The organism is Microbacterium gorillae (assembly GCF_050990725.1).
In the GTDB taxonomy this organism is placed as follows: domain Bacteria; phylum Actinomycetota; class Actinomycetes; order Actinomycetales; family Microbacteriaceae; genus Microbacterium; species Microbacterium gorillae_A.
Genome location: NZ_CP158844.1, coordinates 2882715 through 2904849, shown reverse-complemented (window position 1 = coordinate 2904849; position 22135 = coordinate 2882715). Strand labels below are relative to the sequence as shown.

At 66.5% G+C, this 22135-nt stretch carries 19 protein-coding genes; 10 read left to right on the top strand and 9 right to left on the bottom strand.

From position 1 onward, the window contains the following. Positions 1-227: 227 nt before the first annotated feature. Entirely contained in the window at positions 228-1379 is a 1152-nt protein-coding gene (locus ABTV68_RS13435; protein ID WP_433674212.1) for a DUF4365 domain-containing protein, read from the top strand. A 128-nt stretch (positions 1380-1507) separates the two neighbouring features. Here the strand turns inward: ABTV68_RS13435 and ABTV68_RS13430 are convergent, their stop codons facing one another. From ABTV68_RS13430 to ABTV68_RS13420, 3 genes are all read right to left on the bottom strand, one after another. After that, positions 1508-2458 carry a transposase gene (locus ABTV68_RS13430; RefSeq protein WP_433674211.1) on the bottom strand — a complete coding sequence of 317 codons (951 nt, stop codon included), beginning with the start codon at positions 2456-2458 and terminating at the stop codon, positions 1508-1510. After that, entirely contained in the window at positions 2455-2772 is a 318-nt protein-coding gene (locus tag ABTV68_RS13425) for a transposase (protein WP_433674210.1), read from the bottom strand. The genes ABTV68_RS13430 and ABTV68_RS13425 overlap by 4 nt, the downstream gene beginning before the upstream one ends. 355 nt (positions 2773-3127) lie before the next feature. Continuing rightward, entirely contained in the window at positions 3128-4867 is a 1740-nt protein-coding gene (locus tag ABTV68_RS13420; protein ID WP_433674209.1) for a hypothetical protein, read from the bottom strand. Between the two features lie 44 nt (positions 4868-4911). Between ABTV68_RS13420 and ABTV68_RS13415 the strand changes: the two genes are divergently transcribed. Together ABTV68_RS13415 and ABTV68_RS13410 are read left to right on the top strand one after the other, a co-directional pair. Next, a complete protein-coding gene (locus tag ABTV68_RS13415; RefSeq protein ID WP_433674208.1) occupies positions 4912-5739 on the top strand; it encodes a hypothetical protein in 828 nt (275 codons plus the stop codon). Between the two features lie 566 nt (positions 5740-6305). Continuing rightward, positions 6306-7226, top strand: coding sequence for an NAD(P)-dependent oxidoreductase (locus ABTV68_RS13410; protein ID WP_433674207.1), 921 nt, complete (start codon positions 6306-6308; stop codon positions 7224-7226). A 104-nt stretch (positions 7227-7330) separates the two neighbouring features. On the opposite strand, the gene ABTV68_RS13405 is transcribed toward ABTV68_RS13410, so the two are convergent. After that, on the bottom strand, positions 7331-9946 hold the full coding sequence (locus ABTV68_RS13405) for a hypothetical protein (RefSeq protein ID WP_433674206.1): 2616 nt from the start codon (positions 9944-9946) through the stop codon (positions 7331-7333). Positions 9947-10085: 139 nt separating this feature from the next. On the opposite strand from ABTV68_RS13405, the gene ABTV68_RS13400 reads away from it, so the two are divergent. From ABTV68_RS13400 to ABTV68_RS13380, 5 genes are read left to right on the top strand one after another with little or no spacing between them, the layout of a single operon-like run. Beyond that, the gene (locus ABTV68_RS13400; protein ID WP_433674205.1) at positions 10086-11123 is read left to right on the top strand and encodes a LacI family DNA-binding transcriptional regulator; all 1038 of its coding nucleotides are present in this window, start codon (positions 10086-10088) and stop codon (positions 11121-11123) included. Then, positions 11120-12718, top strand: a complete 1599-nt coding sequence (locus tag ABTV68_RS13395) for an FAD-dependent oxidoreductase (RefSeq protein WP_433674204.1) — start codon at positions 11120-11122, stop codon at positions 12716-12718. Before ABTV68_RS13400 ends, ABTV68_RS13395 begins: the two co-directional genes overlap by 4 nt. A 14-nt stretch (positions 12719-12732) precedes the next feature. Then, entirely contained in the window at positions 12733-14010 is a 1278-nt protein-coding gene (locus ABTV68_RS13390; RefSeq protein WP_433674203.1) for an ABC transporter substrate-binding protein, read from the top strand. After that, positions 14007-14954: a carbohydrate ABC transporter permease gene (locus ABTV68_RS13385; RefSeq protein WP_433674202.1), complete on the top strand. Its 948-nt coding sequence runs from the start codon at positions 14007-14009 to the stop codon at positions 14952-14954. Before ABTV68_RS13390 ends, ABTV68_RS13385 begins: the two co-directional genes overlap by 4 nt. Next, positions 14944-15804 carry a carbohydrate ABC transporter permease gene (locus ABTV68_RS13380; protein WP_433674201.1) on the top strand — a complete coding sequence of 287 codons (861 nt, stop codon included), beginning with the start codon at positions 14944-14946 and terminating at the stop codon, positions 15802-15804. The genes ABTV68_RS13385 and ABTV68_RS13380 overlap by 11 nt, the downstream gene beginning before the upstream one ends. A 112-nt stretch (positions 15805-15916) precedes the next feature. Here ABTV68_RS13380 and ABTV68_RS13375 read toward each other — a convergent pair whose 3' ends face one another. From ABTV68_RS13375 to ABTV68_RS13365, 3 genes are all read right to left on the bottom strand, one after another. Next, positions 15917-16999 carry a radical SAM protein gene (locus tag ABTV68_RS13375; protein ID WP_433674199.1) on the bottom strand — a complete coding sequence of 361 codons (1083 nt, stop codon included), beginning with the start codon at positions 16997-16999 and terminating at the stop codon, positions 15917-15919. A gap of 29 nt (positions 17000-17028) precedes the next feature. Then, entirely contained in the window at positions 17029-17214 is a 186-nt protein-coding gene (rpmF, locus tag ABTV68_RS13370) for a 50S ribosomal protein L32 (RefSeq protein ID WP_433674198.1), read from the bottom strand. Between the two features lie 523 nt (positions 17215-17737). Next, the gene (locus ABTV68_RS13365) at positions 17738-19186 is read right to left on the bottom strand and encodes an MFS transporter (RefSeq protein WP_433674197.1); all 1449 of its coding nucleotides are present in this window, start codon (positions 19184-19186) and stop codon (positions 17738-17740) included. A 46-nt stretch (positions 19187-19232) separates the two neighbouring features. Here ABTV68_RS13365 and soxR point away from each other — a divergent pair, with 46 nt between their 5' ends. Next, positions 19233-19700, top strand: a complete 468-nt coding sequence (gene soxR, locus ABTV68_RS13360; RefSeq protein ID WP_433674196.1) for a redox-sensitive transcriptional activator SoxR — start codon at positions 19233-19235, stop codon at positions 19698-19700. Positions 19701-19979: 279 nt separating this feature from the next. Next, complete coding sequence (locus ABTV68_RS13355; RefSeq protein ID WP_433674195.1) at positions 19980-20759, top strand: class I adenylate-forming enzyme family protein; 780 nt, start codon at positions 19980-19982, stop codon at positions 20757-20759. A gap of 129 nt (positions 20760-20888) precedes the next feature. Here the strand turns inward: ABTV68_RS13355 and ABTV68_RS13350 are convergent, their stop codons facing one another. After that, a complete protein-coding gene (locus tag ABTV68_RS13350) occupies positions 20889-21155 on the bottom strand; it encodes a hypothetical protein (protein ID WP_433674194.1) in 267 nt (88 codons plus the stop codon). Then, positions 21152-22105, bottom strand: a complete 954-nt coding sequence (locus ABTV68_RS13345; protein ID WP_433674193.1) for an NAD(P)/FAD-dependent oxidoreductase — start codon at positions 22103-22105, stop codon at positions 21152-21154. Before ABTV68_RS13345 ends, ABTV68_RS13350 begins: the two co-directional genes overlap by 4 nt. Positions 22106-22135 lie beyond the last annotated feature (30 nt).

Genomic DNA, 22135 nt, shown 5'->3' with positions numbered 1-22135 from the left:
TGCCGACGGACACGAGTGTGCAAACGGCTGCGCGGCGGCACGCCAGGCGGGTCAGTGACGGTGGAGCTCAGTAGTACTGAATGCGAGAATTCGCGTTTGGGTATGTAGCGATATCGCCGTCGCCGCGGTCTAGTCTCCACAAGCGGGCGTCGTCGGCGAAGGAAAATTGGATCGTCCACGTCTCCTGCGCGGAAGTTAGGACGCACTGTCCGTTCAGCGAGCAGTATGTGGACGACACTGCCATACTCAGTGGCATGGTGGGGATGGGAGAGCACGACGAGCTTGAGAACCGGTACATGCCGAAGTTCGAGGCGCTGCTGAGCCAGAGTGGCGTTATGGTCGGATATCGCCGCGACCGGGCCGGTGTTGACACGGGACTTCATCTGTTCGCGCGTGACGAGAAGACTACGAAGAAGGGTGACGAGCGGCCGTATTGGCGTGCGCTGGCCAGTCGTGTCTGGTTCCAGCTCAAAGGTGTCCACGCAGCGACGATGTCGGCGGACGTGTTCGATAGCGCCGAATATGTCGCAGTCTCCGTGGGTGTCGAGCATCTTAAGTTCTGGTTCGCCGCGCCCGAACCGGTCTACCTTGTCGTGTACGTCGAATCGGTCGACACCTTCATCGGTATCGACGTCCGCGAGCTGGTTGAGCAAAAGTGGCAGCAGACGTTTTACGCGTCCATGCGCGACCGCACCGGCGACGTTACGGTGCACGTACCGACTATCGCGGTGATGAATCCCGATCGAGTGGCGGCGCTAGTGGACCACCGGAGCATGCGTATCGACGGCCCCGCGTTCCGAGGCCGCCCGCTCGGGCACCGGATTGATCCGCTCAGATCTGTGCTCGCGCGTCCGTCGGCCGAGGTATGGGGCGAGATGGTGACTCGGATTCTTGGAGTCCATGATTTTCGAGAGGCCTCGCGGGATCGCGTCGGTGAGCTGACGGTCATTCGCGGTGCCCTCGCGCAGACGTTGCTGTGGCAGTCGCCTGCATTCGCAGAGTATGGGTACCGGTACAGTCCCGACGAGGTTCGCGACGAGCCTGCGCCCGAACAGGCGTTCGGTGACGTCTACGTCGTGCTCGACTCCGCCCAGGAACGACGTGCCTTCGATGAAGAGGAGGCCCAAGCCGTGTCTGGCATCGTCAGGGCAGCTATCGCCGACGACGTGAGTGTCCTCGTGTTTTTCCGTGGCTTGGATCTAAGCAGTAGCGGGGGATTGTGGCGCAGCGCGATGCGGGCCTCGGCGATGGACGAATGGCATCGGGGCTGGCACCAACTTGGCCTTGAGGCGTTGAGTTACCTGGTGCTCACTGCGACGCTCGTCTACATCGAATTCGCGCCGGATCTCGACTGGGACCATGCGAACTACCTGCGCTGAGTTCGAGGGTGCAACGCGGCGGCCAAGCTCTGCGGCTACGCCCTAGCCGAGCCTCACTGGGACGCAGGCATGGACGTGGTCGCGAGTGGGGCATTGCCAGCATCGTGTGAGCGTGAGCGTGTCCCGCGTCAAGGAGTTGGCAGGATTTCTTTGGTTTCGAAGTTGGGGATGGTGGGGTCGACGATGCCGGCGTTGACGTCAGCGGGTCGGTTCCAAGCGATCGCTTCGTACGGTCGGACGCGGTTGTAGTCGTGCCGGTAGGCGTTCACGTGCTCGACGAGCTGGAGGCCGTCGTCGATCTCTTCTCGGAACAGCCACTCGTACTTCATCGTCCCGAACCCGCGTTCGCGTGATCCGTTCTGCCCGGGCGTTCGAACCCGCGTGCGGACGTGCCGCAGCTCGGGGCGCGTCGCGATGAACGCTTCGAACGTGAACGAGCGGAACGGGCCGCCGTTGTCGGTCACGATCGTCAGGACCGGGAGGATCTCGCCGGTCGCCTCGTCGATCTGACAGTCGTCGATCAGCGGGTGACCGAGGAGCGCTTCTGCTTCGGCGAGGGCGAGCTCGACGGCGGCGACGGCGTCGTGCATGTTCGCGGTCGGGGACACGTGCGCGTCGAACTCATACTTCGCCCAGTAGTCCCGGCATGACGCGATCCGCCAGGTGCCGCCGGTCGTGGTCTCGTACTCGGAGAAGTCGAGCTGCCAGACCTGATTCGGGCCCGTCGGCTCCTTCGCGAAGGCAGCCTTTCGACGCTCGGCGAGGCGGCGCCGCTCCCGCTGGTAGTTCGCGCCCAGGATCAGACCCTCATCGCGCAGTAGCCGCAACACGGTCGCCTGCGACACCGGGTACCCGTCGTGACGGGTCACCGCCCAGACCTTCCGGTGTCCCCAGGCCGGGTGCGCTTTCGCGTGAGCGACGACCGCGTCGCGGACCGCGGTGCGCGCCGGCTGCGGCCACGGACCCTTCGGCGGGCGGTCGGCACGGGCCTTGGCCTGCCACCGCCGATACGACCGCTCGGGCACGCCGATCAAGTCCACGAACCTCGCGGTCGGCATGCCCGCCTCGGTGCGGATCACCTCGAGGTCCTCGAAGGGCCCAGCCGGCCCTCAGCTGACTTCTTCCACACCCGGATCTCGACGGCGGCCTCACCCAGCGCTCGGGTGAGCTCGGCGACCTCGTCCTCGAGCTGCTGCTCGCGGGACGTGGGCTTCGACTTGCCCGTCTCAATCCCCGCCTTCCCGCCCTCGAGGAACTGGCGCTTCCAGTTCCCGATCGCCGGCTCAGACACCTTCTCCCGACGCGCAGCTTCCGCGATCGAGATCTCACCCTGAAGCACGCTCAACACAATGCGGATCTTCTTCTCCACCGGGATCACCGGGGGACGACTCATAGTTCCTAGACCTTCCAGTAGGGGCGTTGCCTCAGCAACTAACAACCCCTGCCACTAAGTCTGACGCGCGACAGCTTCAAACATCCGGCCGTCCTTCACCCGGATCAAGAAGCGACGCTCGTCGATGTCCCAGATTATGGCGTCGATCTCGCGTCGAAGCCCGACCCGCGGTGTCGGGTCCGTCCACTTGTCAAGACAGCCGTCCATCGCTATCACCCTTTTTCGCTGTCGTCTCGATGCGTCTGAGCGCCCGGACTGGACTCCTTGCCATGTCCATACTCATTGCGGAACTGACGTTGAGACGCATCGGAGACGCGCCTTCATCTCGGTCGCGCGGGTCGCTCGGGCTGCGTGCCTAACTATCGTCACCAGCCTGCGCGGTAGGTCCGGTTGCCAGGCGAAGGATGTGGCTCAGGTGATGCTCTACCTCGGGGGTTCCTTCGGGAACGCCGTCGTCGTAGTCGGAGGTCGTGGCGACCACGTGTGGATACTGGACCGCAGCGGCACGGACGATGGCTTCGGTCGGAAACCAAGGCGGCAGTTCACGGTACGAACGTGCAGCTTGCCGCGACCCATCGGCCCTGCTCTCACGTTCTAGCCAGGGGGCGCATGTGAGCACGACATCATCCAGACGCGCGGGGGCGGCGGCCAGCGCATTCGCAAGCGCAGCCTTCACCACCTCAGCTGACATCCAATGCGACCACGGCGTGAATACCTTCGCCCCATGCACGTAGTTCCCGACCCATGCGTGCTCGACCGACCAGTCTTGTGCGGTGATCTCCTCGAGAAGACTGTCGCGGGCAAGGTCGGCCAGGTCGCCACGTTCGGCGGCGCTCATCTCTCGCCAGAGCCCCACCAATAGCGCCGCTGCAACTACCAACGGCCGACGCGCACGGTCCTCCCCGATGAGTGCCGCCACCTCCTCATCGGTGGCGTTCCGCGGGACCGATGCCGCAAGGCTGGCAACTGCACTCAACGCGAACGCGTAGGTGGAAAGCACTTCCGGTATCAGCGTCACCTCGTCGGCTGCCACAACGAGCTCGGAGCGCAGGTCGGGGTCGTATGCCTTTGTCTTCACTCGGGCCCACGGTCGGGCCCGCTCCAGAAGGGCGTTGTGGGCCGCCATCGCCTCAGCGAGAGCCGCAGGCGCTTCGTCCGCCTCGCCGACAACCGGTTCCGGCGCAGCCGGAGGCGGCGGCGGGTTCTCTCCACGAAGGGATGAGGCGAGCCCGCCGACCGCGGCACGCATTTGGGCAGCAGCGTCGCCCAGCCGGTCAGTATCTTCGTACGGCGGTTCCCAAGGCCAGGTCGAGGCAGCAGCAAGGAGCTCGTCGGCAGTATGTGTCACCCAGTCGCACCACGGAGCCGACCGCACCGACGTGTGACGGGCGGTCGCGATCTTCGCCAGGACGTCTTCGTACATCGGCTCCAACACCGCCCGCACCTCATCCAGCGCGGCAATCACAGCTCGCTCGTGCTGCTGCCGCTCCATGTTCGACGGCTCGACGAACACACGATTACCCTCGTGGTCGTACGCGAGCATCATCGCGTTCGCGTCGGCGCGCGTTCTCCGCCAGGCCGCCGCAGCGGCTGCCGGCCCAGGTCGGGTGCTCACGGCCCTGAGCGCGTATAACTCTGCAGCCGCGACGACCGACATCAGCACCGGCGCCGCGATCGTCGGAGAGTCAAATGAGACCGCCAACACCTCAGCGGCCTCGTCCTCGTTGATCGGCCAACCATGACGGCGGTCGAAATACTCCTGAATCTGGCCAAGTCGCCACTCCTGAAGCAACTCTGGCGAGAACCGTGCCTCGTGCTCATCAATCTCGTACGAGTGCGGGATGCACATCAAGAGCAGGTTCTCGACCGACCGGTTATCTTCCGATGACATCCCCGGCTTCCAGCGCGGTCCGCCCGGCTGCCGCGCATGAATGTGCGAGACCCGACTGTTCAGCACCGGCCGCGCAACGCCCGATTCTTGCCGGTAGAGCCATTCCGGGCACTCCGGCTGTGCACAGGTGAACGCATGCGAGTACAGCTCACGAATCGTCGCCAATGTTGGCTTCGGGTGAGCAACTTCCTCCGGATCAGGCATACTCCATCCTGGCCCGTAGCCGAACGCGAACACCACCCTTCACTATGCCCGACGCCAGTTCAGCACGCTTTCATGGGAGGATGGAGCTTCTACGGGCCGGGAGCCTGTCCCGCTTTCCCGGCCACCAGGTTGCGACGAAGATCGTTTCAGAGGAGTTCGTGGGATGCCCGCACCGCATTCGCCGGAGCTTCGGCGTCGAGCGGCATAGGTTTCACGGCGCCATGAGTGATCAGCCAAGCCATCCACCGACCAATGCAGATTCGGTCGCGGCTCTCAATCGCACGATTCCGTTGTCGCTGACCTCGCTCGAGCTCCGGGCTCGAGACGTCGTGAGTCTGGCTGAGACCGGCGACGAAGGGACGGTCGTTCGGTCATTCGCGGCAATGAAGTTTCTCATCGGACAGATCGACCTCGACATGCGGATTCTCATGCGGGCAATGGCCTCGGAGCCCGTTGCCCGCGTGACGAACGAGAAGTTACTCGCGCTGGTGCTTCGAGAGAGCATCACGGGGGTGTTCAAGGCGCTGGGTGAGCTCCAAAGGACGGCGCGTCAGCAGATGGGCTTGTTCTCTGACTTCATCGATCTCGAGTCGCTGACCGCAGCCCAGAAGACCTACAAAGAGGCGGTTCGAGAAGTTTCCGATGATCGGGATTTCATGCAAGACCTCATCGATATCCGTAACGAGGTTGCCGCGCACATGTTCAGCGACGACAACGGAATTGAGTCGGCAGCGGCCTGGGTTGTATCGAGATCGGTCGAACCACAGAACGACGATGCCATCTTCGGAAGCCGGGTCTTCACAGGATCGATGATCGTGCTGCGCGCGCTTCACGCGCTCGATGAGGCGTTGGAACAAGTGCCGACTTTGTGATCGCGTGCTCAGGGCAGGCGGGCGGGTCTATCGCACAGACAGGATCTGGCGACACGGGCAAGAGGCCTGCGGCCGTATCACACTTCCCGTCTCGTAGGTCATCAAGAATCCATCAGAGTCACCCGCCGTGGTCTGCCACCAACCGGCTAAACTCGGACCAAAGCGAATCACCCGATTCCTCCCCAATACAAGGGAACCCAAAACGATCGAAGGCTCTCGAAAAAATCCGTTCTGACCACGGATTTTCCAAGGGGTCGCAGGTTCAAATCCTGTCAGCCCGACAGAGCCCCGATGAAACTTCCTTTCATCGGGGCTCTGTCGCGTCTGGCGACGGGTTCTAGTCCCTCTGTGCTTGGTATGTCGCGGCAATCGCCCAGCTGCCTTGGGAGCGACAATAATCACGCGTGCGCAGAGGCGGTGTTCGCCTGCTGCTCGGCGAGCGGCACTGGCAACGCCGGCCGGGAGTTCGACCGGCCCACGACCCAACCGCTTCCGCGGCTCACGCCCGTGCGGCGTAACCGGCTGGGTCCAGCGGGGATCACACGATGCGGAAAGGGAGAAGAGAAATGACCTCCAGAACGGTGGGCTTCATCGGCCTCGGGATCATGGGCGTTCCGATGGCGACTAACCTCGTCCGGGCCGGATTCGATGTGGTCGTCTGGGCGCGTTCTGCTGATCCCATGAACGAACTGGTTGCGACCGGCGCGCGAGCGGCAGCCGATGTCGCGGGCGTGTTCGATGCCACGAGGACCGTGGTCCTCATGCTGCGCGATGAGGCAGGCGTCAACGCCGTGCTGGCACGTGGCACGGAGCGCTTCTCCCGGCTGGTGGCACATCACACGGTGATTCAGATGGGGACGTTCACGACGGAGTTCTCTCGCACGCTCGCAGCAGAGGTGGCCGCTGCCGGAGGGCAGTACGTCGAGGCGCCTGTCTCCGGGTCTCGCGGCCCTGCCGTCGAGGCGAAACTGGTGGGAATGCTCGCAGGAGAGGCGAGCGCGGTCGCTGAGGCGGAGCCGGTGGTCGCAGCGATGTGCGCGCAGGTCTTCCGGTGCGGAGAGATCCCCGCCGCACTGTCGATGAAGCTGGCAGTGAACACTTTCCTCATCACCATGGTCACAGGGTTGGCGGAGACCTTCCACTTCGCCTCCCGCAGCGGCGTCGATCTTGACGTGCTGCGGGAGGTGTTGGCGGCCGGTCCGATGGCATCGGTGGTTTCCCGCGGAAAGGTGCAGAAACTGACCGACGACGACATGTCGGCTCAGGCGGCGATCGCGGACGTGCTCAAGAACGCACGGTTGGCCGAAGACGCCGCGCACACGGCCGGATCAGCACATCCGTTGATCACCGCCAGCCGAGAGCTGTACGAGGAAGCGGCTGCGGCCGGACGGGGAGACCTCGACATGATCGGAGTGATCACGGCACTGGTCGCCCGAGCAGAGCAAAGCGGTGTTTCCTCGCCCGAGCACCGGGAAGCTCTGCAATGACGATCATCATGCGCCCGGGCCACGGCCCTGCCTCTTCGCCCTCGTCGGGAGCTCTGCTGCCGAGGCGACGCATCACGTCCTGATACAGCCGCCGCCAACAGCGCTCACCCGATACGACCCCCGTCGAAAGCGGGATACGCGATCGTCCGGGTCTGAGGCTTCCCCGACCCACGCGCGTGCGTCCGGACCGAGACCTCGCCCGCCGCGATCGCAAGCCCCTCCGCCGCAAATGTCAGCGACCGCGATTCCCCGGCACCCAACCGTGCAATCCGTTCCACTCCGAAAGGCGTGGTGACCCGGACGTCACTCTCCCGCTCCGCGTCCCCCTGCACACTCACCACAAGCACCGCCCGCCCATCCACACGCTGCGCCTGCACCGACGAGCTCCCGGATGTCTGCACCGGCCCAAGCGTCTCCCCGTCCAAGACAAGCCCGCGGTACAGCCGCAGCGCCCCGTCGAGCGTGAGCTGCACCTGTCCACCACTCACGGCGTGCTCCGTTGTACGGCCGAACGAGTCGGTCTCGGTAACGGTGCCCGATGCCGGCAACGAGACCGAAGGCTTCGTCGGCCACGGGTCCTCCCAGAGCTCCGGCGCGGGGAAGCGCCAGTCCGTCCTCGTGCCGGTCGTGTTCAGCACGTAGCCGTCAGCGCGGTTCCACAGGATCGCGAGGGGGCCGTCGGGCGTGGTGAAGAGCAGGCCGTGAGTCGTGCCGTCGGGCAGATGCACCCAGCGGTCGAACACGGCCTGGTCGAGCGCGCGGGCGGCGGTCGCATACGCCAGCAGCGACGGCTTGGGCCCGAGGTCCCGGTTCACGAGACCGAAGTGGTACTCGACGTCTTCGGGGTCGGCGCCCATCGGGCTGATCGTGTACGAGTCGAAGAACTGGTACCAGCACACCGCCCTCACACCCTCCGCCTTCGCGAGTGCGAGGGTGAGCAGCACGTTCTCGGCGGCGTGCCGATACGTGTCGTTCCACCAGGCGTTCGGTCGCGTGCACGCGTACGCCTCCGTCAGCCAGATTTCCTTCTCCCCGTACTCCGCCATGAGCTCCTTCAGCTGCCGCAGCCCGCCGAGGAAGTTCCAGTACGTCCCCGTCGCGCCGGGGCTCCACTCGCCGCCGTCACCAGAAGGGATGAAGTCGGGCGCGAAGTTGCCGCGACCGGGATGGAAGGCGATACCGTCGACCAGGTCCCAGCCGCCAGCGGCGTGGAAAGCCTCGATCCACGGGCGATCCATGCCGGCGAGCCCGTTGTTCATGAGCTGGAACGTGCCGCCCTGAGCAGCACGCGCGGCGTGCACCGGCTTGAGGATCCGCTCCACGTAGCCGGGAGCGGCGTCGCCGGTGTTGAAGGGGCGATTGAGCTCGTTGCCGATCTCGAACCAGGACGCGCCCGCGGCGGTCGCCGTGGTGCAGCTCGACGATGCCCAGGACACCAAGGCCGCATCGGACGCTGTGACATCGGGCTGCAGTTCCAGGTTGTGGTTCATGCCCCGCGCGTCGTAGGCCGACGGGGGCAGCCCCGGTCCGCCGTCGTACGCGATGCGGACCCACTGGATTCCGATCTTCTGCCAGAGATCGAGCGTGGCCTGCTCGCCGGCGTTCAGAAGCCACGGGTAGTTCGCGATCCCAAACATGCTCGCCGACCCGGCCGTGTACGTGTGCGGGGCGAGCGCCGCCATCGTGGTGCGGGCGAACGCTGCGTCTCCGGAAGCCGCCGTCGCCGTGGCCTCGACCAGCATCATGCCCTGGGCATCCAGCGGGACGGTGATCGTCGTGTCGGCTGTCGACAGCGCGGGGATCGTGAGCGGCGTCGTCCCCGAGGCGACCATCGCGCCCTGATCACTGCGCGCCCACCAGCTCACCGTGTAGGTCTCGGTGGCGGTGCCGGCGTTCGTGACGGTGACCGATGCCGTGGCATCTCCCGCCGCATCCCACACGTTGTACGGGCGCGCGGTGGAAAGCTCCACCGCGATGCCGTCTCCGCGTCCGATGGCGGCGCCCGAAGCCGGGCGAGCTTCGGTCAGCACCAGGCTCGCCCGGGTCACCGCCGTCGTCGGATCGACCTGGGTGCCGGGAGCATGCACCCAGGTGGCCGTCGTCCATGCCTTGCGCGAGGAATCGAGCAGCAGGAGCCCGTGCCCCGATGCCCAGGACGAGCGATACACGACCCCGGTCGGGACCTCGTACGGGATGCCGTTCGTCGCGTCGCGCTGCCACTCCGACGTCGGGATGTACTCGTCGGGGGAGACCGGGGCGTTCACCGCGCGGCTGAACATGAAGCCGGCGGGGTTCAGGGTGCTCGATCCCGAAACGGTCCACTCCAGATGCACCTGCGCGGTCTGGACAGTGATGAGCGCCCTCACCACGACGCCGCCGGCAGTTGCGGGCATCGTGTAGTCCATGCGGATCGCGGATTCGCCGTTCGAGGTGACAAGCGACGGCGTGCCTCCGGTGGAGGTCTGGATGCCGTAGACGGTGTCCTTCGTCTGGAACCGGGAGCCGGCCATCAGCAGGGCGCCCGTGCCGGAGTACACGGCGATGCGCCCGCCGACGGACGCGACCACGCGGATCCCGTCGGCGGTGAGCGTCACGTCGCCGGTGGCGGCAGTAGCGGTGACAACGCTCGGGGGAAGCACCACCAGGGCGCCCGCGACGAGAGCGGCGCCGAGGAAGTGACGACGGGACAGGGTGAGGTGCAGAGGATCAGGGGACATCATCGTCCTTCCATGATGATAGGGATTATCAGAGCACTATGCCTCGACTCACCATTCCGGTGCAAGAGCTTGACAAGCATTCGATCCGGTCTGTTATGGTCGTGTTCGGATTTCTGATAATCCGAACTATCAGGAGAGGCCGATGACGACGAACAAGAACGGGCGAGTCACGCAGCGAGAGATCGCGAAGATCGCCGGAGTGAGCCAGGCGACGGTGTCGATGGTGCTGAACGACAAGGACTACTCCAACGTCCGCATACCCGAGGCGACCCGACAGCGCGTGCTGCGGGCGATCGAGCAGACCACGTACGTCGCCGACCCCGCCGCGCGTCGCCTTGCCGGACTCGACAACAAGATCCTCGGGATCTTCACGTACGAGCCGGCACTGTCCGCCGAGAGCATGGACTTCTACGGACCTCTGCTCAACGGCATCGAGCGCGCCGCCGAGCGCCTGAGCTGCGACCTGCTGTTCTTCACGGCGTCGCCGCTGGTCGACGGCTCGCGCAGCCTCTTCCACAAGAACACCCGCTTCCGGCTCGCCGACGGATGCCTGCTGCTCGGACAGCAGATGAACAGCGCGGAGCTCGCCCGCCTGGTCGCCGAGGACTTCCCGTTTGTGGCCGTCGGTCGCCGGGACGAACCGGACGTGCCGTACGTCGGAATCGACTACCTCTCCCTCACCGGCCGGATCATCCGCCGCCTGGACGAGCTCGGACACGAGCGCGCGGCCTACCTGCACCACGGCACGATCGCCCCCGCGGCCGCGGACCGTCGATCGGGGATCGCCCAGGCCGCCTCCGGTCTGCGCATCGCCGTGACCTCGATCGACGTCACCGGACTCGACCGCGAAGCCATCGCCCGCCGCGTGCTCGACGCCGACGTCACCGCGGTGATCGCGGAGGACTCGTTCCTCGCCGAGGGCGCTGCCGCCGCGCTCCGCGATGCCGCGCCGGATGCCGACCTCAGCTACGTCGCGCTTGCCGACGTCGCGGGCCACGCGATCGACGGCGCACCGCTCAGCGGCTTCGACCTGCGCCGCGAGGCCGTGGCGTCGCGCGCGCTGTCTCTGTTGCAGGACATCGTGCTCGCCGAGCCGGACGAGCATGCCGCCCTCCAGAAGCAGGTTCTCCTCTCGGGCGAGATCGTCGAAGGCGCAACTCTCCGCGAGGTGCGCCGGTGACGCGCCTGGAGACCGACGTCCTCATCGTCGGGGGAGGGCTCGGCGGTGTGGCCGCGGCGCTTGCCGCTCTGCGTCGCGGGATTCGCGTCGTGCTCACCGAGCAGTACGCGTGGCTCGGCGGACAGCTGACCTCGCAGATCGTCCCGCCCGACGAGTCGTACTGGGTGGAGCAGTTCGGGATCACGGCGTCGTACCGCTCACTGCGCGACGGCATCCGCGACTACTACCGGGAGAACTATCCCCTCACGGATCGAGCCCGCGCGACCCGCGAGCTCAACCCCGGTCTCGGCCGAGTCAGCAGGCTGTGTCATGAGCCGCGCGTCGCGGTCGCTGTGATCGACGCCATGCTGGCGCCGCACCGAGCGAGCGGACGGCTCATCGTGCTGCAGCCGGCCGTTCCGGTCGCAGCTTCCGTCGATGGCGATGTCGTCACCTCGGTCACGGTCGACCACGGCGGGGTGCTGACGGAGATCACAGCGTCCTTCGTCCTGGACGCCACCGAGACCGGCGACCTGCTGCCGCTCACCGGCACCGAGTACGTGGTCGGCGCAGAGTCCCGTGCCGACACCGGCGAGCCGAGCGCCGCCGAGACCGCCGACCCGCGGAACGTGCAGGCCATCACCTGGTGCTTCGCCTTTGACCACGAGGAGGGCGCCGACCACACGATCGCCCGCCCTGCCGGGTACGACCACTTCCGCGCGATGCAGCCGGAGTTCTGGGGCGCACCGCTGTTGTCGTTCACGGCACCGGATCCGCGCACCCTTGAGCCCGTGACCCGCACCATGCGCGTGAACCCGCCGCTCAAGGGACACGAAGCCGCAGATCAGCGCACGGACGCGGGGGACCGCGACCTGTGGGAGTTCCGTCGCATCCTTGCCCGCGAGAACTTCCGCGAGGGCTTCCTCGACAGCGATGTCGTGATCGCGAACTGGCCGATGCTCGACTACCTCGACGGGTCGATCATCGACAGCGACGACGCAGAAACGCACCTCGCCGGAGCGAAGGAGCTCGCCCGGTCCTATGTGTACTGGCTGCAGACCGAGGCTCCGCGCCCTGACGGAGGCACCGGGTTCCCCGGACTCCGGCTGCGACCGGACATCGCGGGGACGGCGGACGGCTTCGCCCAGGCGCCGTACATCCGCGAGTCCCGCCGCATCGTCGCGCGGCGGACGATCGTGGAGCAGGACATCTCGGTGCGCCTGCGCGGACACGGCGGACCCGCCACGTTCGCGGACACGGTGGGCGTCGGCATGTACCGCATCGACATCCACCCCTCCACCGGCGGTGACAACTACATCGACGTCGAATGCGCGCCGTTCGAGATCCCCCTCGGCGCGCTGATCCCGGTGCGGATGCGCAACCTGCTCCCCGCCGCGAAGAACATCGGCACCACCCACATCACGAACGGCGCCTACCGGCTGCATCCCGTGGAGTGGAACATCGGCGAATCCGCCGGCGAGCTCGCGGCGTTCTGTGCCGAGCGCGGGCTCGAACCCCGCGACGTTGCGGGCGACGAGCAGCTCGTCGCCGCATTCCAATCCCGTCTCACCGAGGCGGGTATCGAGATCCACTGGCCCGAGATCATCGGCTACTAGAGAAGAGATAGAGCATGACATCAGCAAAGAAGCTGGGTGCGGCGGCCGCGGTCGCCGCACTGGGCCTGACGCTGGCGGGGTGCGCCGCAGCATCCGCCCCTGAGCCCGCGGCGACCACGGCCGCGCCGGGAAGCGTAGACCTGCGCATGTCGGTATGGACCTCGAACGAGGACCAGCTCGCGCTGTTCACCGCGATCGCCGACGCGTACAAGGCCGACCACCCGGAGATCGGGACCATCACCTACGAATCCCTGCCCTTCGCCGACTACAACACCACGCTCACCACTCAGATCGCCGGCGGCAACGCGCCCGATCTGGCGTGGATGGGTGATCTGTCTCGCGACCTCATCGCTGCCGACGCGCTGGTCCCGCTCACGGATCCGCTCCAGGCCACGAAGGGCTGGGGCTACGACGATCTGCTCGACAGCGTCACGGCCGAGTTCAGCGCGGACGGCGAACTGTATGCGTATCCGTTCTCCAACTCCCCGTTCGCGCTCTACGTCAACAAGAACCTCCTCACCCAGGCAGGAGTCGCGCTCGACGGCGACGTGACGTGGGAGAAGATCGGCGAACTCGGCGCCGCCGTGCACCAGACCACGGGCAAGGCAGGCTTCGTGGTCCGCGACTTCGACTACGCCAACTGGGGCCAGCTCGCCACGGTGTGGACCGGCTGGGGAGCCTCGGCCTGGAGCGAGGACGGCAAGACCTGCACCCTCGACAGTCCCGAGATGGTCGACGCGTTCACCTTCCTGCATGACGCGGCCTTCGTGAATCAGTCGATGCCCGGACCGGGAACCACCGCCGACTTCTTCGCCGGAGACGCGGCGTTCACCGTGGCCCAGGTGTCGCGGGCCGCGCTGCTCGATGGATCGTTCGAGTACGACGTCATCCCGCTTCCGGAGGGCCCGAAGGGACACTATTCGGTGATCGGGCAGGCCGGAGTGGGCGTGCTCGCGTCCGGCTCGCACGTGCAGGAGGCGACCGACTTCCTCGCGTTCCTCACGAACCCGGAGAACGCCGAGAAGCTCGCCCAGTACTTCCCGCCGCCCCGCGAGTCGCTCCTCACGGGTGACAAGCTCGCCGAGAACAACCCCAAGCTCACCGCCGACCAGCTGCAGACCGTGGTGGTCGACCAGCTTCCGGACGCGGTCACCCTTCCGAACCACACGGGTCCGGCGGAGATCAAGGCCGCGGGCAAGACCGCGCTGGATGCGATGTGGACGGCGGATGCCGACGTGAAGTCCGTGCTCGCCGCGGCCTGCGACGCCATCACCCCGCTGCTGTCGAAGTGACTGCCGTCGACACTGCGATCGAGGTCGGGGGCGCTCCGGCGCCCCCGGTCCCTCGTCGCGCGTTCTGGACGATGCGGCGACGGGACGAGCTTACGGGCTACCTGTTCATCGCGCCCCAGCTGATCGGCGTGGTCCTGTTCGTGCTCGTGCCCGTGGGCCTCGGGATCTGGTACAGCCTGAACGAGTGGAACATCTTCCGCGGTGAGCTCACGTTCGTCGGAGGCGACAACTACGCCGCCCTCCTCGGCGACCCGCAGCTCCCGGCCGTGCTCGGAGCGACCGCGATCTTCTCGCTCGGGATCGTCGTGCTGAACCTCGCGCTTGGCCTCGGCCTCGCCGTGCTTCTGAACCGGCGCTTCCGTGGCGTGACCTTCTTCCGCACGGTTTTCTTCTCGCCGGTCGTGGTGTCGGTGGTCGCGTGGACGCTCGTGTGGGGATTCCTCCTGCAGGACAACGGCGGCATCAACGCCCTGCTCGGTGTCTTCGGCATCGACGGACCCAACTGGCTGCTCTCCGGCGACACCGCGATGGCCTCCGTCATCGTGACGCAGGTCATCCGCAGCGTCGGCGTGAACATGGTGCTCTTCCTCGCCGCGCTGCAGGGTGTGCCGTCTGAGCTGTACGAGGCGGCGCGCATCGACGGTGCGGGGTCTGGGCGGATCTTCTTCCGCATCACGCTGCCGCTGATCTCGCCGACGCTGATGCTCACCGCCGTCATCACGATCGTCGGCGCGCTGCAGGCGTTCGCCAACGTCGCCGTGCTCACGGGCGGCGGGCCCGGGCTGTCCACCACGGTCCTCGTCTACTACGTGTTCCAGCAGGCGTTCGAGTTCAACGACATCGGCTACGGCTCGACCCTGGCCCTCATGCTGCTGACCTTCGTGATGCTGCTGACCCTGCTGCAGTGGCAGCTGCGCCGGAAGTGGGTGTTCTATGAAGACTGAGAGCCGGCGCGTGCCGAGGAACCGCGGCATCCGTCAGGTGATCCTGATCGCCGCGCTGCTGGTCCTCGCCGTGCCGTTCGCCGTGCCGACGATCTGGATGATCACGTCGTCGTTCAAGCCGCTCGCCGAGATCTTCCGGTCGCCACCCGCGCTCTTAGCGGAGAATCCGACGATCGCCGCGTACGTCGAGGCGTTCACCTTCCAGCCGTTCGCGCGGCAGTACTTCAACAGCGTGTACATCGCGGTGGTCGTGACGGTGATCGTGATGGTCGTGTCGAGCCTCGCCGGCTATGCGTTCGCCCGCATCCGCTTCCGCGGCGCGAACCTGCTGTTCCTGGTCGTGCTGGTCGGGCTGCTGGTGCCGGGGGAGGTGACGATCGTGCCGCTGTTCCAGATGTTCAAGCAGTGGGGGATGATCAACACCCACTGGCCGCTGATCCTGGTGACCGCGCTCGCGGCCCCGTGCGTGCTTGCGACCTTCATCATGCGGCAGTTCTTCCTCTCCTTGCCCGTGGAGCTGGAGGAGGCCGCGCGCATCGATGGCCTCGGTCGTCCGGCGATCTGGTGGCGCATCTGCATCCCGCTGTCCAAGCCCGCGCTGTCCGCGGTCGCGATCCTGACATTCCTGGCGTCCTGGAACCTCTACCTCGAGCCGACCGTGTACCTCACATCGCCCGAGCTGTTCACGCTGCCCCAGTCGCTGACGCGGTTCACCGACGCCTACGGCGGGCAGATGTGGAACACGCAGCTCGCCGCCGCCAGCATGACGGTGGTGCCGATGCTGATCGTGTTCATCGTGGCGCAGCGTCAGTTCGTGGAGGGGCTCGCGCACTCCGGGCTCAAGGGCTGAGTGGTCGTGGCGAGGGTGCCCCCGATGCCGGTGAGCACGAGGGCACCCTCGCCATGCTGCGGCCAGATCACACAGAATGACCGTGCAGCGTGTTCCTATCCTCGCTCTGCGTTCAACGGCTGGCAGGGCTGACGGGAATCAGCGTGGCGATTGGTGCGGCACCGGGGGCACGTCCCGCGAGGTACTTCGCGTGCAGTTGACCGCAGGCCGCGTCGATGCCGGAGCCGAGTTGGCGCCGCCTTGTCGCATGGATGCCGCGCGCGGTCAATCCGTGCACGAACTCGTCCACGCGGTTCGACGACGGGGCCCGATACTCGGGAGCGGCTCCAGCTGCTTCGTTGTATCGGATGACGCTGACGTGGAACAGCTCCGGGCGGGAGCGTTCGCGGACCAGCTCGGCTAGCGCCGCGAGGTGATCGTCGCCGTCGTTGACACCGGCGATGAGCAGGTACGCGAGGTACACCTTCCGGCGGCTCACCGCGGTGTGGCGGTCCAGGATGTCGAGATTCCGCGCGAGCGGGAACCGCTCCTCGAGAGGGATGATCTGCCTGCGCTGAGTGGAGAACGGCGAATGCACCGAAAGCGTGATGGTCACCTGTGGGTGCTGGTTCACGAGGCGTTCGAGGCTCGGCGCGAATCCGACCGTGGACACCGTGACGCGGCGCGCCGACATGCCGGCGTACTCTCGGTCGGTCAGCAGAGTCAGCGCATCGAACACGTGCGGGTTGGCGAGCGCCTCGCCCATGCCCATGAAGGCCACGCTCGCGGGCCGCGCCAGTCCGGCGCGGGTCCACCGCGGGTGCATCACCTGCGCGACGATCTCGTCCGCGCTGAGATTGCGGATCAGCCCGACCGCTCCGGTCGCGCAGAACGTGCATCCCAGCCCGCACCCCGCCTGCGACGACACGCACATCGAGTCCCAGCCGGCCCGGTAGTGCGAGACGACGGTCTCGATGCGCGCGCCGCTGTCCGAGGAGAACAGCACCTTCTCCACGTGTTCATCGCGTTGGACTTCCAGCGCCGTGAGCGGGTGCAGTCGCGGGCCGAACTGCTCCGCGAGTTGGTCGCGCAGGCGCTTCGGAAGGGCGTCGACCTCGGCGAACGTCTCGGCCGTTGACGCCTGCCATGCCGTGATGAGCTGGTGGAAGCGGAAGGCCGGCTCGCCGGCATGCGACAGGTGATCCCGGATGCGCATCCATCGGCTTCTCGTGGTGAGTGCGGTGCTCATCTCTCGCCGCCAGACGGGGGCAAGACTTCACGGCCGCGATAGAAGCCGCAATTCGGGCAGGCGTGGTGGGAAGGAACAGGTTTCCGGCAGGTGGGATTCGAGCAGGTGGTCAGCGCCGGTGCTGAGATCTTTCCGTGTGCGCGGCGATGACGGGTACGGGAACGGGACGTGCGGTGTTGCATGGCGGTGCCTTTCGTCAGCAGGTTGCAGACGCCAGCGGAGCTGGCAGAACAACCGACGACGGAACTGTGCCGATACTGCGAGAGGTCATGCCGGTGGCTGCGCAAGACGGCTTCGACGACGCAGAGTCAGTGCCCTGTGCCGAGAAAAAGACGGATGCGCATGGAAAGGCGGGACCGCGCGTTCGCGCTCGTGCACTCGGAACCGAAGTCGGTGCGATGCGAACGTGCCGGTGAGGGCCGCACGAGTGTCAACATCCCGAACGGGACGGACGCAAGCGGATGTGTGGAAAACGATCGTTCACTGGCGGGAGCCCAGCGCCCACGAGTGAAAGCCACCGGCAGTTCGGTGGCTAGGCTCTGTCTACCTCAATCAAACCCATGCGGAAATCGTATCAGCCCGCACGACCGCCCGGTGCGACGCGTGCAGGGGAGTGGGTGCTCGGCGCGCGCGGCGCTCGCCATTGCGGCGATGCCGGCACCCGTGCCTCCAGGGCTTGGTGCCGGCATCGTGCCGTACAGCGCTTCAGGTGCGTCTGCGCGCCGCAACCATGAGCGCCGTCACCACCCCGATGAGCGTGAGGGCGGCGATACCGAGCGTGAGCCAGCGCGCGGAGGCCACCTCGCTGGTACCACCCAGTGCGAGCAGGTTACCCGCGAGCGCGGAGGTGAGAGTGAACGCGATCAGCTGGGTGGTGCTGACCGCTGCAGCGGCCTTCGCGCCTTCTGCATCGTCGGAGGTGCTGCTCATCGCCGCCACCGAAAGGTGGGGGAACGCGAGCCCGATTCCCACCCCGGAAACGAGAAGGGCGGCGGCCCACAGCACCACGATCGGAAGGGAGGCGTCGGTGGCCAGGAGGAGCCCATATGTCGCCAACCCCGCCGTCAGAAGAATCGCGCCACACGGGACGAGGATGCGCGCGCCACGAGCTGAGGCGTTTGCGCTGAACAACTGCGACGCGACCCAGCCGAACGAGAGGACGGCACCGAGAAGTCCCGCCAGAAGGGGAGACATGTGCGCGAGCTGTTGTCCGAAGAGCGGGATGAAGTTCTCGGTCATCACTCCGGCGCAGAGCGCGGCGACGGTCAGATATATCCACTTCAGCCCGTTGCCTCGTTGATAGGTGAGCCTCGGGAGCACTCCGTTCGCGTCGCGCGCATCGAGAACAAGAAACGCGACGAGCAGCACCAGGCCGGCACCGATCATGATGGGTGCGGCGATTCCGGTGACGGTGGAGCTGAGGCTGAGGGCTGCGGCCGTCAGCGCGAGCGCGAGGATCGATGGAATCGGTGCCCGATGGTGCTGTCCAGGCTCTGGCTTTCGCTTGGGCAGCGCCCGCAGGGTCACGAGGGCAAGGATGACGGCCAACCCGGCAAGCACACCGAATGCCGGGCGCCATGCCTGCGCCTCGGCGAAGAGTCCGCCGAGCACCGGCCCGAGCAGGGTTCCGACGCCGAACATGCCAGAGACGAGCCCGGTGCCGCGTGTCCAGAGGTGTGGGGGGAGCACTCCGCGGATGACGGCGTAGCCGAGCCCCGTCAGCAGCCCCGCCCCGAAGCCCTGTACGGCCCTTCCCGCGATGAAGACCTCCATCGACGGGCTGGCCGCGCCGAGGGCGGTTCCGGCTGCGAACAGGAGGTAAGCGGTGATGTACGAACGGGACGGGCCCTGAACGGCGAGCATCCGGCTGACGCACATCGTCGCGGTCACCGCCGTGATGAGGTATCCCGTGGCAGCCCACGCGAAATACTGCTGCCCGCCGAGCTCGCCGATCACCGTCGGCATGAGCGCCGCGGTGAAGTAGAGGTTCATGGCGTAGAGGCCGACGCCGCTGGCCATCACGATCAGCGCGGACAGGTACTTCGCCGAGAGGAGAGCCGACCAGCCGGCATCGGGCGGACTCTGCGGTGCAGGACTGTCAGGGAGTGGCGACGCGGGCGTGACCGGACCGGTGTTCGGTGGGGGAGAGATCATGGTGGTACCTTAAAACTTAAAGTGAACTTCAAGTCAAGGAGGCGCTGTGGCCTACGCTCCAACCGACCTGCTCACGGTGGGGGAGGTGGCAAGGCGCGCCGGCATTGCCACCAGCGCCGTGCGCTTCTACGAAGATCAAGGCCTGATCTCATCCATCCGTACATCCGGGAACCAGCGTCGCTACCCGCGCTATGTGCTGCGGCGAATCGGGGTGATCAGCGCTGCTCGACGCTTCGGCATTCCGCTGTCAGAGCTCGCGGAGGTCTTCGCAGCGCTGCCAGACAACCGAATGCCAGGGAAGGGTGATTGGCGCAAGATCTCGCAACGGTGGCACGAACGGCTGGCACGGCGTCGACGTGAACTCGAGCGACTCGAGGAGGAACTCGTGGGGTGTATCGGGTGCGGCTGCTTGTCCTTGAACACCTGTCGCATCCTCAACCCGGAGGACCGGCTCGCGTCCGACGGACCCGGCCCGCGCAGGCTCGAGGCCGACTGGGGATCCAGTGTGGAATGAACCGGAGAACCCCTTCGATCCCGCGACCCTTGCCCGATGGGTGGAAGATGGCACGCCCTTCGCGCGAGCGGTCGAAGTGCAGCGCTCGGGGAGGGCGTTCGACTGACGCAGGGCTCGAGGGGCGGCGCGCGAATCACCGCAGGACGGTGATCTCCGACATGCTCACGGAAGGCCAGCGTGCGAGTGTGCCCAGCACCCGCTGCCGTGACGCCTCGATGTGCGTGCGTAGGAACTCCACGCACCGCTGCGCATCCCGAGCTTCCACAAACCGCACCACGGATGTTGGACTGGCTGGACGGCCAGACCCGCGACTTCTCCTCGCTGCGCTACCTCGCCCACGGCGCGGCTCCCATGTCGGTCGAGAAGCTCAAGCGGGCGATCGAGGTCTTCGGGCCGGTGCTCATGGGAGGCTACGGACAGACGGAGGCCTTTGCCGCGATCTCGTTCGCGATGCCGGAGGATCGGTTCCAGAACGGGCGGCTGGCCCCCGACGAACGCCTGAACAGCTGCGGACGACCGAGCCCCCTGATCTCGGTCGAGATTCGTGATGATCACGACCAACCCGTGGGAATTGGCGTCACCGGCGAGATCTGCGTGCGTGGGGACGTCGTCATGCGGGGGTACTACAACGACCCGCAGAAGACGGCGGAGACCATCGTGGACGGCTGGCTGCACACAGGCGATATCGGCTTCCTCGACGCCGAAGGCTACCTTTCCGTCACGGATCGCAAGAAGGATCTGATCATCACGGGCGGATACAACGTGTACCCGAGCGAGGTGGAGCAGGTCCTCTGGAGCCACCCCGCCGTGAGCGACTGCGCGGTGATCGGCGTTCCGCACGAGGACTGGGGTGAGATGGTCATCGCCGTCGTCGAGCTGTCGCCGGGGCAGCGGGTATCGGCGGACGAGCTGATGGCATGGGCGAAAGAGCGGTTGGGGAGCGTGCGCACGCCGAAGCGGATCGACTTCGTGACGCAGCTTCCGCGCAGCGGCACCGGGAAGGTGCTGAAGCGCGTGGTGCGCGATCAGTACTGGGCGGACAGCGGGCGGCGGATCTAGGACGGCCGGCCGGGGCCATCACTCATCAGGTGCAGACGTCCGTCGCGCTGTCCGATGAACGCCTGCCGTGTCGCGGTGAGCGAGGCGAGGGTCCACACATCACGAACCACTCGCCCCGCTCGGCTGTTCTCACTCAGCTCGCCGGCGCATCGCCGGCTGCGCCTGAAGGATCCTGCGACGAATCTTGTGGAGAACGGGCATCAGCCCGTAGATCACGATCGGGACCGCGATCGTGACAACGATGAGCGTGCGAGGGATCACGTGCACGGGCGCGAGGAGCGGACCGAGGAAGACGTTGATGAGCACCAGGGTGGGGGCAACGGCGAGCCAGATCATGACGGCCAGCTGGTGCTGGGTGGGCGGCCGTGGTGGAGCGGACGGTGTGTTGACGGTCATGGGCGGCCTGTCATGGTGTGTGGGGTGTGAGAGGAATCGAGGGCTGCGCGAAGGTCATCGTCCGTGAGCTCGGCATTCACGTCCATCGCGACGGCGTTCGCATGTCCAGCCGCCGTGATGACCTGGGCGCGCGGATCGACGAGGTTGCCCGTCACCCAGAGCCCCGGAATCGACGTGCGACCGCTGGAGTCGATGTGGGCGAACCCGCCGGCAGCGAGCGTGGCACCCAGCTCGACGGCGAGCTCCGTACGAGGCCGGGCAACGGGCCGGATGAAGACGGCATCGACGTCGAGGGATTGCGTGCCGTCAAGCTGAACACCGTCGAGCTGGTCGCCCGCGGTCAGGAGAGCTGTGATCGTACCTTCACGAATCCCGATCCTCCGGGCCGCGAGCGTGCGCCGGTCGTCCTCCGTAAGCGGCACTCCGTTGGTGAGATATGTGACATCGGCACTCCATTGACGGATGAGGACGGCCTGGGTGACGGCTCCGGGCAGGCCCCCGAAGATCGCCAGTCGGCGATCACGGACCTCGTAACCGTGGCAGTAGGGACAGTGCAGCAGGGTTCTTCCCCACGCCTCGCGGACGCCGGGGATGGAGGGGAGGTTGTCCTCAACGCCCGTGGCGAGGATGATCCGGCGCGCTGCGACCTCATCTCCCGCATCAGTGGTCACGACAAATCGGCCGTCGCTGGTCCTCCGCGCGTGCGTGGCGGTGTGCGCAGAGAACTCGACTCCGTATGCGGCGGCTTCCTTTCGCCCTGCGAGCAGAAGCTCTGATGGCGAGAATCCGTCGCGGCTGAGGAATCCGTGCATGTGGGTTGCCGGAGCGTTGCGCGGCGCACCCGCGTCGAGCACGATGACTGATCGTCGCGATCGTCCAAGAATGAGCGCCGCGCTGAGTCCGGCGGCACCGCCGCCGACGATGACGACATCACACTGGTCTTGTTTCATGTGTCTCACGATGCCAAGGCCGGAAATAGA

Bases quoted from the DNA above. Each gene is read 5' to 3' on its own strand.
- ABTV68_RS13425 (WP_433674210.1), bottom strand. From the start codon at position 2,772: ATGAGTCGTCCCCCGGTGATCCCGGTGGAGAAGAAGATCCGCATTGTG.
- ABTV68_RS13420 (WP_433674209.1), bottom strand. From the start codon at position 4,867: ATGCCTGATCCGGAGGAAGTTGCTCACCCGAAGCCAACATTGGCGACG.
- ABTV68_RS13415 (WP_433674208.1), top strand. From the start codon at position 4,912: ATGCCCGACGCCAGTTCAGCACGCTTTCATGGGAGGATGGAGCTTCTA.
- ABTV68_RS13410 (WP_433674207.1), top strand. From the start codon at position 6,306: ATGACCTCCAGAACGGTGGGCTTCATCGGCCTCGGGATCATGGGCGTT.
- ABTV68_RS13405 (WP_433674206.1), bottom strand. From the start codon at position 9,946: ATGATGTCCCCTGATCCTCTGCACCTCACCCTGTCCCGTCGTCACTTC.
- ABTV68_RS13400 (WP_433674205.1), top strand. From the start codon at position 10,086: ATGACGACGAACAAGAACGGGCGAGTCACGCAGCGAGAGATCGCGAAG.
- ABTV68_RS13390 (WP_433674203.1), top strand. From the start codon at position 12,733: ATGACATCAGCAAAGAAGCTGGGTGCGGCGGCCGCGGTCGCCGCACTG.
- ABTV68_RS13380 (WP_433674201.1), top strand. From the start codon at position 14,944: ATGAAGACTGAGAGCCGGCGCGTGCCGAGGAACCGCGGCATCCGTCAG.
- ABTV68_RS13375 (WP_433674199.1), bottom strand. From the start codon at position 16,999: ATGCGCATCCGGGATCACCTGTCGCATGCCGGCGAGCCGGCCTTCCGC.
- rpmF (WP_433674198.1), bottom strand. From the start codon at position 17,214: ATGCAACACCGCACGTCCCGTTCCCGTACCCGTCATCGCCGCGCACAC.
- ABTV68_RS13365 (WP_433674197.1), bottom strand. From the start codon at position 19,186: ATGATCTCTCCCCCACCGAACACCGGTCCGGTCACGCCCGCGTCGCCA.
- ABTV68_RS13355 (WP_433674195.1), top strand. From the start codon at position 19,980: ATGTTGGACTGGCTGGACGGCCAGACCCGCGACTTCTCCTCGCTGCGC.
- ABTV68_RS13350 (WP_433674194.1), bottom strand. From the start codon at position 21,155: ATGACCGTCAACACACCGTCCGCTCCACCACGGCCGCCCACCCAGCAC.
- ABTV68_RS13345 (WP_433674193.1), bottom strand. From the start codon at position 22,105: ATGAAACAAGACCAGTGTGATGTCGTCATCGTCGGCGGCGGTGCCGCC.